Genomic DNA, 12,042 nt, shown 5'->3' on the forward strand with positions numbered 1-12,042 from the left:
CGGAGCCTCCGGGGGGTCCCGGAGGTGTCCCCCGGGACAGCACGGCGTAGACAAAATGGGAGGCGGCCTAAGTGACTGCATCTATTCAAGATGTGGGCCTCAAGCGCGAGCTGGAGGAGAAGGTCCGGGCCGGGGAGCGGCTGACCCGCGAGGACGGTATCGCCCTCTACGAGTCGGACGACCTGGCGTGGCTCGGCGGCCTCGCGCACGAGGTGAGGACGCGCAAGAACGGCGACGTCGTCCACTTCAACGTCAACCGCCACCTCAATATGACGAATGTGTGCACCGCGTCGTGTGCCTACTGCTCGTTCCAGCGCAAGCCGGGCGAGAAGGACGCGTACACCATGCGCATCGAGGAGGCCGTCCGCCTCGCCAAGGCGATGGAGGGCGAGAATCTCACCGAGCTGCACATCGTCAACGGGCTCCACCCCAACCTGCCGTGGCGGTACTACCCGCGCTCGCTCAGCGAGCTCAAGAAGGCTCTGCCGAACGTCTCCCTGAAGGCCTTCACCGCCACCGAGATCCACCACTTCGAGACCATCTCCGGGATGTCCGCGTCCGACATCCTCGACGAGCTGATCGAGGCCGGTCTGGAGTCGCTGACCGGCGGCGGCGCGGAGATCTTCGACTGGGAGGTCCGGCAGCACATCGTCGACCACCGCACCCACTGGGAAGACTGGTCGCGCATCCACCGCCTCGCGCACTCGAAGGGTCTCAAGACCCCGAGCACGATGCTCTACGGCCATATCGAGGAGCCCCGCCACCGCGTCGACCATGTGCTGCGGCTGCGTGAGCTGCAGGACGAGACCGGCGGTTTCCAGGTCTTCATCCCGCTGCGCTACCAGCACGACTTCGTGGACATGCAGGACGGCAAGGTCCGCAACCGGCTGCAGGCGCGCACGACGATGGCGACCGGTGCCGAGGCGCTGAAGACCTTCGCGGTCTCGCGGCTGCTGTTCGACAACGTGCCGCACGTCAAGGTGTTCTGGGTGATGCACGGTGTGCAGACCGCGCAGCTCGCGCTGCAGCACGGCGCGGACGACATGGACGGATCGGTCGTCGAGTACAAGATCACGCATGACGCGGACAACTACGGCACGCCCAACAAGCTGACCCGCGACGACCTGCTGGACCTGATTCGCGATGCGGGCTTCCGCCCGGTGGAGCGGAACACGCGGTACGAGATCATCCGCGAGTACCCGGGTCCGGACGCCGACCGGCGCGAGTCGCCGCAGCCGATGCGGTTCTGACCCCTCGTCCGTCCCTGAGTGCGGGGCCGCGTCCACACGCCGCTGCGGGGCCGGTCGCGGCTTCACCACAGGCCGGGGGCGCCCCGGGTTCTCCCGAAAGCCCCGGCTGCGGCCGGGGCTTCTCGCGTTGTGGACACGGGTTGAGCAACGCCGCTTGTAATGGCTAATCTCGACTCATGGGCCTTACCTTTGAGTTGGATCCGCCGATCGACCGCCCCCTGCGGGACGGGGTCGTCTCGCTCTGGGCCGACGTGTCCAACGCGGACGGGGCCGTCGGTTTTGTGCCGCCGGTGACCGACGACGCCGTGCGGCCCGAGTTCGTGAAGCATCTGGTCGCGATGGCCGAGGGCCGCACCCGGCTGCTCGTGGGTTACGACGACGAGGGCGCCGTCGCGGCCACCGCCTTCTTCACGTACAACATGCACCGGCTGATGCGGCACTGGGTCTGGCTCTACACGGTGATGGTGCACCCCAGGTACCAGGGCAACGGCTACGGCCGCGAACTGATGGCCGCGGCCGCCGATGCCGCCCGGACCTTCGACGGCATCGAGGCGATACGGCTCACCTGCCGTGGCGGCACCGGAGCCGACCGCTTCTACGCCGCCTGCGGATACAAGGAGGTCGGACGCGTGCCCGGGGGGATCCGGGTCGCCGAGGGTGACGACCGCGACGACATCGTGATGCTGCTGCCGCTGATCTGAACCCACGTGAATCGGACAGGGCCGGGCGTGCTTCACTGGACGGGCACGATCCGTCGTACGAAGAGAGAAGGCCCGTCGTGTCCGCTGCCAAGTCGAGCGCCGCGATCCGGTACACCACGCTGCGCCTCGCCATCTTCATCGGCTGCTTCGTCCTCGTGGGCACCCTGGTTCAGGTGGGCGTGCTGCCCAAGGGGCTCGGCGACTCCAACTTCGTCTGGGTGATCCTGCTCGCGCTCGTCGTGTCCGCGCCGCTCAGCTTCATCCTGCTGCGCAAGCAGCGTGACGCCATGTCCGAGCAGATCGTCGGCAAGGTCGACCGTGCCAAGGCCAGGCTCGACGCGAACCGTTCGCAGGAGGACGGCGCCGTCCAGTAGGCCCGCGTAAGCCTTTTCACACTCAACCCGCGCCCCGGCAGGAGCAGTCGCTCCCCAGCCGGGGCGTCGGCGTTTCCGGCCTGCCGTGCCGGCCCGGACCCCAAGGGGAGCTTTGAGGTTCACAAAGTTAAAGTGTTAACGTGTTGCGCATGAAGACAGCAGTGCGCCACCACGACGCCGTGAGCATCCCGCTCGTGGCGCGCCTGCATGTCGATCTGTGCCGCTGTATGTCCGCGGTCTGTTGCCGCTCGGTCTGACCCCGGCCTCACAGCGGCGCCGCGCAATTGCGCATGGGCGCCGCACCCCCGTCCCCGTATGTCTTTACGCCATATCTGGAGTGTGTCCTCCGTGTCCGCGAACACCGCGTCCACCACGGCCGGGAAGCCCTCGGGCTCCGGCTTCCGTATACCCAAGGTCCCGTTCTGGGCCCAGATCGCCGCCGGTCTGGCGCTCGGCGTCCTGCTCGGCTGGCTCGCCCGCAGCCAGGACATCGGCTGGCTGAAGGACACGCTCGACCAGATCGGCTCGATCTTCGTCCAGCTGCTGAAGCTGGCCGTCGCGCCGCTCGTCTTCTTCGCGATCCTGGTGTCGATCACCAACCTCCGTAAGGTCAACAACGCCGCCAGACTGGCCACCCGCACGCTTCTCTGGTTCATGATCACGTCGCTGATCGCGGTCGCCATCGGCCTCGCGATCGGCCTGCTCACCAACCCGGGCGCGGGCACCGGACTTACGCCGAAGGACGGCAAGGCCCCCGACCACCACGGGACCTGGATCGACTTCCTCACCGGCATCGTCCCGACGGACATCGTCACGCCGTTCGCCACGCTCGAGGTTCTCCAGATCGTCTTCCTGGCCGTCGTCGCCGGTATCGCCGCGCTGGCGCTCGGCGAGAAGGCCAAGCCCATCCTCACGCTCAGCGAGGCCGTGCTCGAGTTGCTGCAGAAGGCCCTCTGGTGGGTCATCCGACTGGCGCCCATCGGTACCGTCGGCCTCATCGGCTTCGCCATCGCCGACTACGGCTGGAACCTGATCAGCAAGTACGCGACGTTCACCGCGGACGTCTACATCGGCTGCGCGCTGGTGCTCTTCGGCGTCTACCCGCTGCTGCTGGCGACCGTCGCCAAGGTCAACCCGGTCCAGTTCTACAAGGGCGCCTGGCCGGCCATCCAGCTGGCCTTCGTCTCCCGCTCCTCGGTCGGCACGATGCCGGTCACGCAGAAGGTCACCGAGCGTCTCGGCGTGCCGAAGGAGTACACCTCGTTCGCCGTTCCGTTCGGCGCGACGACCAAGATGGACGGCTGCGCGGCGATATACCCGGCGCTCGCCGCGATCTTCATCGCGCAGATCTTCGATGTGCAGCTCGGTATCCAGGACTATCTGCTGATCGCCTTCGTCTCGGTCGTCGGCTCGGCGGCCACCGCCGGACTGACCGGCGCCACGGTCATGCTGACGCTGACTCTCTCCACGCTGGGTCTGCCGCTGGAGGGTGTGGGACTGCTGATGGCGATCGACCCCATCCTGGACATGATGAGGACCGCCACGAACGTCGCAGGTCAAGCACTGGTTCCGGTCATCGTCGCGGCACGCGAGAAGATCCTCGACCACGACGCCTACAACTCGGCGAAGTCCTCGCCGATCGACGAGTACGACGCCCGCGAGGCCGAGCAGAAGGTGGCCGTGCCGGTCGCCGCCTAGGTCACAACGGTCTGGGACGCTTGTGCCCGCACCCGGGTCTCCGGGTGCGGGCACAGCCGTCGGCGGTACGGCTGGGCGTCTGTGCGGGTTTCAGTTCTCTTTCGATCCCGTACGCGGTGCCCCTGCCACCCGCGCCGCAGTGGTGGGTTCAGGGACCGGGGTCATCCGCGTCGCGGCGAACTCGCGGTTGGTGACCGTCTGCTTGCGGTAGACGTCGGGCAGGTCGGGCATCGCCAGAAGGCGGTCGCACGCCTGGAGCGAGCCGGCGTAGTCGCCCACCCAGTAGGCAGTGATCGAGAACTCGAACAACAGTCCCCAGCGGTACACCCACGGCTGGATGAACAGCAGGTCGTCCGGCTGCTCCTTGCCCAGCCCGGCGCGGACGATCGCGTGCGCGGCCTGATGGCGGCCCATTCTGCGCAGCCGCATGGCGAGTTCGTAACACGCTTCGAGCCGCTGTGGACGCGACTCCCAGGCGCGGGAGAAGGCGCTCACCGCTCCAGGCCAGTCGTCGGAGTCGGCCCTGAGAATCCCGGCCTGCAGCAGCGAGCAGTAGACCTCTTCGGCCCAGCCCCCCATCCCGGCGCGGCGCTCGTACAGGGCGATCGCCTCCTCGGTGCTGCCCATGTCGCGCATGGTCTGCGCCAGATAGAAGACCGTGCGGGTATTGGTGGGGTCGCGCTCCATCTCGGCGCTCAGCAGACGCGCGTCGCGCTCGAACTTGTCGCGCCGTGAGCCTCCGTCGTAGAAGTCCTCGATGACGAGTGCGTCGAGATTCGCCTGGCGGTGCCGCGTGTCGGCGGTGAGGTACTCGTGGGTGACGCCCTCGTACCGCCAGGCGACACTGCCGCTGACGAGGCGCCTGATGCGGTACTCGGTCGCGCCTTCGTGCCGCAGCATGTAGGCGTCGGCGGTCAGCCCGGGCAGGGGGCCGTCCCGGCGGATCACGTGGTCGGCGTCGAGGAGGAGCAGGTAGTCGGCCTTGCCGCGGGCGTGCCTGATGTTCAGAGTCCGGTTGTGGCCGAAGTTGACCCAGGGCTCCTCGTGCAGCTCACCCGGGATGCCGTGCATTGCCGTACGGATCAGCTGCTGGGTTCCGTCGGTCGAGCCGGTGTCGGAGATCACCCAGGTGTCCACGAGGTCACGCGCGGAGGCGAGGCATCGCTCGATGACTTTCGCCTCGTTCTTGACGATCATGCACAAGCACATGGACGGCTTCACGGCAACACCATTTCCCGGGCGGGTCGGACCGGGCGACCTTACGCACCGGGGCTTCTGGCCCGTTGGCGGCACGCCGACCTCGGCAGAGGGTTCGCTGTCGCGTATGCCCCCATTGGAGTTCCCCCGATACGCCATCATGTTGATAGCTCTGCGAGGCTCTCAAGGCATTGCGCCTGCGAACCGATGATTCCGAGGGAAGCCTGAACCGGCTTCCGCCGCATCATCCGATCCGGTTCCAAGATCCGGTTCCAAAAGGAGCAGTGAATGAATCCTGAGAACAGGACCAGGTCCTCTCTGGGTCCGCTTCCCAGAAGCAGTGCCTGGCTGACCGGCGGTACCATCGCGTCGATGGTCCTCATGCTCGCGGGGATCGCGAGCCCCGCGATTGCCGCAGCGCCCAGTTCCGTGGCACCCGCCAGCGTGAGCGTGGCAGCCCCGGGTGGGGACGAATGCCAGGTCTCGGCGGAGAGCGGGAAGGCCGTAGTCAACGGCAACGGCAACGGCAACGGCTGTGGGGGACAGGGTCCCCAGGGTCCGGGAGGTCCCCAGGGTCCGATCGGCGCCACTGGTCCGTCCGGGCCGTGCAGCGACCTCGCCCACTACAACCCCCTCGTGGTCGCTCCGATCGCCACCCACCAGGTGGCCGCCGCGGTCATCGATCCGGACGGTGCGGCGGGCCCGCTCAACGCCGCTGTCTTCGCGGGCATCCGGACGGTCCCGGGTGGCGTCTTCGACTGGGAGAACATCAGCAACACCCCGGGTGGCGGTTTCCCGGCGGGCGCCTGCTCCGCCTCGGTGTCCAGCAACGGGGTGCTGAACTCGGCCTCGGTGCACGTGCTGACCACGGCCGGGACCGTGTTCGAGACCACGTGCACCCTGACCTTCGCGACGGTTGGGCCTCCCGCCACGCCGCCGAGCCTGTCGTGCACCGAGGTCTGGACGCCGCAGGTAACGCCGTCGGCCTAGGCGCTCGACACAATTAGTGGTTCTGGTCAGGTTGCAGTACTGACCCGGTCCGAATCGTGGTGCGGTCCCCCTTCCATGCCGGAAGGGGGACCGTTCCGCGTTTTTGGGCTCTTCCCGGGGGCCGTAGGCTTACCGCGAAGTAAGGATGTGTGGGGCGGGAGGATGTCTGACATGGGTGATGTGAAGGGCGTCAAAAGCAAACGCATGCCGCGCGCCGTGCGCGAGCGGCAGATGATGGACGCCGCGGTGCGGACCTTCGGGCAGCGCGGCTACCGGGCGGCCTCGATGGATGAGATCGCCGAACTGGCCGGGGTCTCCAAGCCGTTGGTCTACCTGTACTTGAACTCCAAGGAAGAGCTCTTCACGGCGTGCATACGGCGCGAGGCCGAGGCGCTGATCGTCGCCGTGCGGGCGGGAGCCGAGCCGGGGCTTGCGGCGGACCGGCAGCTGTGGTCGGGGCTTGCGGCGTTCTTCACGCACACCGCCGAGAACCCGGACGGCTGGGCGATCCTGCACCGGCAGGCGCGTACGCACGGAGAGCCGTTCGCCGCTGAAGTGGCGGCGATGCGGCACGAGATAGTGGCCTTCGTGACCGGGCTGATCGGGGCCGCGGCATGCGAGACCCAGCACAACCCCGAGCTGGCCGACCGGGATGTCGGGGGGCTCGCGCAGGCGCTGGTGGGCGCGGCGGAGTCGCTCGCGGGGTGGGCGAACGAGACCGAGGGCGTCTCGGCGAAGGAAGCGGCGGGGACGCTGATGAACTTCGCCTGGATGGGGCTCGGGGACCTTATGAAAGGTCAGCGCTGGTCCTCCCGATGAGGTGGACGCGGTCGCCGCTGCGGAGTTGGGAAGCCGAGTCCTCGGCCGCGTACGTCACGGTCGTGGGGGGCGGTGCCGGGACCTTGAACTCCGTCTGTACGTACGTCATTTGATGCCACCTCAGTGGTGAGGCCGGTGCCCCGTGCGCCAGGGTGAGGGCCAGGGGCGGTTCGGGTGCCATGTGTTGTGCCCGCAGCAGGCTCCGGACGCTGACGACCCCGATTCTGCCGCTGCCAGGGGGCGCGATCGACTCGGCCCTACCGTGCGGCTCGTCGAGGGCCGGTGTGCCGGCCGTCGGTGCGCACGGCGATCGGTCACGGTCCAAGCTCCCTGCGCGGTCGTGGATTTACTCCGAAGTAAGATCACTCGGGAGTCAGCAACCGGTCGAGCACGAGGAGCCGCGCGGCGCGCTGCGAGCTCAAGTGGGCAGCGGTCGACCGGGACTTCGCGGCGGAGACCGAGGCACCGTAAGCGAAGCCGGCGCGGTGACCTTCTGAGAAGGCCCGGTTGCCCACAGTGCGGATGAACACGGCGTTACCACGAGTGCGGTTCACCACAATCGGCGTCCGCAGCCCGTGCCGTACGGGCGTGGTGAGGGCGCCCCCGGTGCCGGTCCTGAGCAGGGGCGATGTGATTCGACCAGGAGCCGGGCAGGCCGATGCGGCCCGGTCGGCTGTGTCCCATACATCAGGCGAGATGGGCCAACGCTGGATAAACTCCTCGTTTGCCGTGCGCGGAATGGGGATTCGCAGCGCACTCCACACGACCTAGGGAGAGTGAGAGATGCGTACGAGCCAGCCTGGCATCCACCGGAGCCACGCAGCACTGAGCGCCCTGTCGGCCGACGATCGGTGCGCTGTATGACTATGGCCCCGGAGTCACCGGCTCTCCTCGATCCGCTGCTCGACGAGGCACCGGCGCCCGCGCTCTTCACCGCGGGAAGTGCCGCCTCCGAACGCACTCTCCTCGACATCCTCGACGAGACCGCGCGACGTCACCCGGACGCACCAGCCGTCGACGACGGTGACGCGCCCCTCACATACCGTGCGCTGCTCGGCGAGGTCGAGTCCCTGCGACTGCGCCTCACCGCCGCCGGAATAGGCGTCGGCGACCGTGTCGGCGTACGCGTGCCGTCAGGAACCGCCGACCTGTATGTCTCGATCCTCGCCGTGCTGGCGGCGGGCGCGGCGTATGTCCCGGTCGACGCCGAGGACCCCGACGAGCGGGCCGAGCTGGTCTTCACCGAGGCGGCGGTGAGTGCCGTGATCGGCGAGGGCCGGGCCTTCGAGCCGTGCGGTACCGCGGCGGGAGTCACGGGCAGTCGGCCGGGCCCGGGTGACGACGCTTGGATCATCTTCACCTCAGGCTCCACCGGCAGGCCCAAGGGCGTCGCCGTCAGCCACCGCAGCGCCGCCGCCTTCGTCGACGCCGAAGCCCGGATCTTCCTGGCGAGGGAGCCCCTCGGCCCCGGCGACCGGGTCCTCGCCGGGCTCTCCGTCGCCTTCGATGCCTCCTGCGAGGAGATGTGGCTCGCCTGGCGGCATGGCGCCTGCCTGGTGCCCGCACCCCGCTCCCTCGTACGCACCGGCCTCGACCTGGGCCCCTGGCTGGTCGAGCAGCGCATCACCGTCGTGTCGACGGTCCCCACACTCGCGGCCCTCTGGCCCGCCGAGGCGCTCGACGACGTCCGGCTGCTGATATTCGGCGGTGAGGCGTGCCCGCCCGAGCTGGCCGAGCGGATGGCCGTCACGGGCCGTGAGGTCTGGAACACGTACGGCCCGACCGAGGCCACGGTCGTCGCCTGCGCGGCGCCGCTGACCGGCGAAGGGCCGGTACGGATCGGGCTGCCGCTCGACGGCTGGGAGCTCGCCGTCGTGGACGGCGCCGGTGACCTCGTCCCCATGGGAGGGACCGGCGAGCTCGTCATCGGCGGCGTCGGCCTCGCCCGGTACCTGGACGCCGAGAAGGACGCAGAGAAGTACGCGCCACTGCTCGCGCTCGGCTGGGCCCGCGCCTACCGCAGCGGCGACCTGGTCCGGGCGGAGGAGGACGGCCTGCTCTTCGTGGGCCGGGCGGACGAGCAGATCAAGCTCGGTGGCCGTCGCATCGAACTCGGCGAGATCGATGCGGCGCTGCAGGCGCTGCCGGGCGTCGCGGGAGCCGCGGCTGCGGTCCGTACGACGGCCGGCGGCCATCAACTGCTGGTCGGCTATGTGGTGCCGAGCGAGCCGGTCGGCGACCGGCCGGCGGACGGCGACCTGATGACCGCTGACACCGCTGACGCAGCCGATACGGCGGACGGCGCGGGCTCCGCGGCTCCCGGCCCCGCCGATGGCGCGGTCGCCGAACCGGCCCCGGGCCCGCTGGCCGGCGCCGGTGCCCACGCCCCGGCCTCCGCCGCCACAGACGGCAACGGCCCCGCCGACGCGCCGGAGCCTGCGGCCGGTGCGGCGCCCCTCGACGTGGACTCCTTCGACGCGGCGCCCTTCGACGTGGACTCCTTCGACCAGGCCGACGCCGTCGCGCGACTGCGCAAGGAGCTGCCCGCCGCCCTCGTGCCCCTGCTCGCCGTCGTGGACACCCTCCCGACCCGTACCTCGGGCAAGGTGGACCGGGCCGCCCTGCCGTGGCCGCTGCCCGCTCTGGACACTCCGGCCACCGGTCGGACCGAGCTCACCGCCACCGAGGCCTGGCTGGCCGAGCAGTGGACCGATCTTCTCGGGGCTCCGGTGAACAGCCCCGACGCGGACTTCTTCGCGAGCGGCGGCGGCAGTCTGGCCGCCGCGCAGTTGGTGTCCCGGATCCGGGAGCGGTACGCCGCCGGATCGGTCGGAGACATCTACCAGAACCCGACACTCGGCGCGCTCGCCCGGACGCTGGAGGAGCCCTCGGCGGGCGCGACGGCACAGCGGGATGTCCAGCCGGTGCCGCGCCTGTCCGGCGTCGTGCAAGTGCTGCTGATGCTTCCGCTGCTCGGCATCGCCGGGCTGCGCTGGGGCGTGGTCGCGGCCGCGGTCGGCAATGTCATCGGGCTGCCGTGGGTGCCGACGGTGTCCTGGTGGTGGGTGGGGCTCAGCTGGCTGCTCGTGGTCAGCCCGCCCGGACGGATCGTGATCGCGGCAGGCGGTGCGCGGCTGCTGCTGCGCGGCCTGCGCCCCGGCACGTACCGGCGCGGCGGCAGCACGCACCTACGGCTGTGGACGGCGGAACGCCTCGCCGAGCTGAGCGGCGCGACCAGCCTCGCCGGGGTGTGGCTCACGTATTACGCGCGGGCGCTCGGCGTCCGTATCGGCGAGGGCGTCGATCTGCACGCCCTGCCGCCGGTGACCGGCATGCTGCGGCTCGGCAAGGGCTGCGCGGTCGAGCCCGAGGTGGATCTGTCCGGGCACTGGCTCGACGGCGACCGGCTGCACATCGGCGCCGTCCGTATCGGCGCCGGAGCCACCGTCGGCGCCCGCAGCACGCTCTTCCCCGGCGCGCGGATCGGCAAGCGCGCCGAGATCGCCCCCGGGTCGGGTGTGACGGGCGCGGTTCCGGCCTGCGAGCGCTGGGCCGGTGTGCCCGCGGCACGCAAGGGGAAGGCGAATCGGCACACGCCCGACGGCCGCCCGCCGCGCAAGCGCCGCTGGACGGCGGTCTACACGCTCACTTCGGTGGTCCTTGGGCTGCTGCCCGCGCTCGCGGCGCTGCCCGGCCTGCTGGTGATCGGCCTGTTCGTGCACGGCCGGACCGGCCTCGGCCAGGCGCTGACGGCCGCGCTGACCGCCGTGCCACTCGCGACGGTCGTCTCCGTGATCACGTACGCGCTGATCGTTCTCGCCGGTGTGCGGCTGCTCGGCATCGGGCTGCGTGAGGGCTACCACCCGGTCCACGGGCGGACCGCCTGGCAGGCGTGGGCGACCGAGCGGCTGATGGACATGGCCCGCGTGCACCTCTTTCCGCTGTACGCGAGCCTGTTCACGCCCGTGTGGCTGCGGGCGCTGGGCATGAAGGTGGGCCGCGGTGTCGAGGCGTCGACCGTGCTGGCGCTGCCCGCGATGACGACGGTCGGCGACGGCGCGTTCCTCGCCGACGACACGATGGTCGCCTCGTACGAACTCGGCGGCGGCTGGCTGCGGATCGCCGAGGCGCGGGTGGGCAAGCGGGCCTTCCTCGGCAACTCCGGCATGACGGCCGCGGGCCGCTCCGTACCCAAGCGCGGCCTCGTCGGCGTGCTGTCGTCGACCCCGAAGCGGGCGAAGGCGGGCAGCTCCTGGCTCGGTATGCCGCCGATGAAGCTGCCGCGGGCCGCGGAGGTAGGTGACCAGAGCCGTACCTTCGACCCGCCGAAGCGGCTGAAGTGGGCGCGGGCGACCGTCGAGATCTGCCGGATCGTGCCGGTCATGTGCAGCGTGGCGCTCGCCGTACTCGCGCTCGCCGCCTTCGAGCTGCTGGCAGACCGCCTCGGCCTCGCCCTCGCGGTGCTGTGCGGCGGCGCGTTGCTGTTCGTCGGGGGAGTGGTGGCCTGTGTCGTCGCGATCGCGGCGAAGTGGCTGCTCGTCGGCCGTTTCCGGGCGGTCGAGCACCCGTTGTGGTCGTCCTTCGTATGGCGCAACGAGCTCGCGGACACCTTTGTGGAGGTGCTCGCCGTGCCGTGGCTGGTCGGTGCGACCGCCGGCACACCGCTGATGAACCAGTGGCTGCGTGGGCTCGGCGCCCGCATCGGCCGCGGCGCCTGGTGCGAGACGTACTGGCTGCCGGAGGCCGACCTGGTCACCGTCGGTGTCGGCGCGAGCGTCAATCGCGGCTGTGTTGTTCAGACGCACCTCTTCCACGACCGGATCATGCGCATGGACAATGTCGTTCTCGGAACGGGCGCGACGCTCGGTCCGCACGGCATCGCGCTGCCCGGAGCGGTCATCGGCGCCCGGGCAGCGGTCGGTCCGGCCTCGCTGGTGATGCGCGGAGAGCGGGTGCCCGCGGACACCCGCTGGCTGGGCAACCCCATCGCGGCCTGGAAGCCGTAGCACGCAG

Annotated in this window: 8 protein-coding genes; 7 read left to right on the forward strand and 1 reads right to left on the reverse strand. The window is 69.9% G+C overall.

Annotated features, from left to right (window positions below; all coding sequences use genetic code 11):
- Positions 1-83: 83 nt before the first annotated feature.
- The 4 genes from mqnE (at position 84) to OG966_RS23675 (ending at position 4,023) form a co-directional block, all read left to right on the forward strand.
- Positions 84-1,250 (forward strand): aminofutalosine synthase MqnE, encoded by a 1,167-nt coding sequence (mqnE, locus tag OG966_RS23660; protein ID WP_326655336.1) that lies wholly within the window; start codon positions 84-86, stop codon positions 1,248-1,250.
- 176 nt (positions 1,251-1,426) lie between these two features.
- The gene (locus OG966_RS23665; protein ID WP_326651804.1) at positions 1,427-1,951 is read left to right on the forward strand and encodes a GNAT family N-acetyltransferase; all 525 of its coding nucleotides are present in this window, start codon (positions 1,427-1,429) and stop codon (positions 1,949-1,951) included.
- 77 nt (positions 1,952-2,028) lie between these two features.
- The gene (locus OG966_RS23670; protein WP_326651805.1) at positions 2,029-2,325 is read left to right on the forward strand and encodes a DUF4229 domain-containing protein; all 297 of its coding nucleotides are present in this window, start codon (positions 2,029-2,031) and stop codon (positions 2,323-2,325) included.
- 348 nt (positions 2,326-2,673) lie between these two features.
- Positions 2,674-4,023, forward strand: coding sequence for a dicarboxylate/amino acid:cation symporter (locus tag OG966_RS23675; RefSeq protein ID WP_326651806.1), 1,350 nt, complete (start codon positions 2,674-2,676; stop codon positions 4,021-4,023).
- A 90-nt stretch (positions 4,024-4,113) separates the two neighbouring features.
- Here OG966_RS23675 and OG966_RS23680 read toward each other — a convergent pair whose 3' ends face one another.
- Complete coding sequence (locus OG966_RS23680) at positions 4,114-5,220, reverse strand: tetratricopeptide repeat-containing glycosyltransferase (RefSeq protein WP_326651807.1); 1,107 nt, start codon at positions 5,218-5,220, stop codon at positions 4,114-4,116.
- A 372-nt stretch (positions 5,221-5,592) separates the two neighbouring features.
- On the opposite strand from OG966_RS23680, the gene OG966_RS23685 reads away from it, so the two are divergent.
- The 3 genes from OG966_RS23685 to OG966_RS23695 all read left to right on the forward strand — a co-directional run bounded on the left by OG966_RS23685 (position 5,593) and on the right by OG966_RS23695 (position 12,035).
- Positions 5,593-6,210 (forward strand): hypothetical protein, encoded by a 618-nt coding sequence (locus OG966_RS23685; protein WP_326651809.1) that lies wholly within the window; start codon positions 5,593-5,595, stop codon positions 6,208-6,210.
- A 204-nt stretch (positions 6,211-6,414) separates the two neighbouring features.
- Positions 6,415-7,029, forward strand: coding sequence for a TetR/AcrR family transcriptional regulator (locus OG966_RS23690; RefSeq protein ID WP_326655337.1), 615 nt, complete (start codon positions 6,415-6,417; stop codon positions 7,027-7,029).
- 866 nt (positions 7,030-7,895) lie between these two features.
- Positions 7,896-12,035: a Pls/PosA family non-ribosomal peptide synthetase gene (locus OG966_RS23695; protein ID WP_326655338.1), complete on the forward strand. Its 4,140-nt coding sequence runs from the start codon at positions 7,896-7,898 to the stop codon at positions 12,033-12,035.
- Positions 12,036-12,042: the final 7 nt, after the last annotated feature.

Origin of the sequence: Streptomyces sp. NBC_01750 (assembly GCF_035918095.1) — a bacterium.
GTDB lineage: Bacteria > Actinomycetota > Actinomycetes > Streptomycetales > Streptomycetaceae > Streptomyces.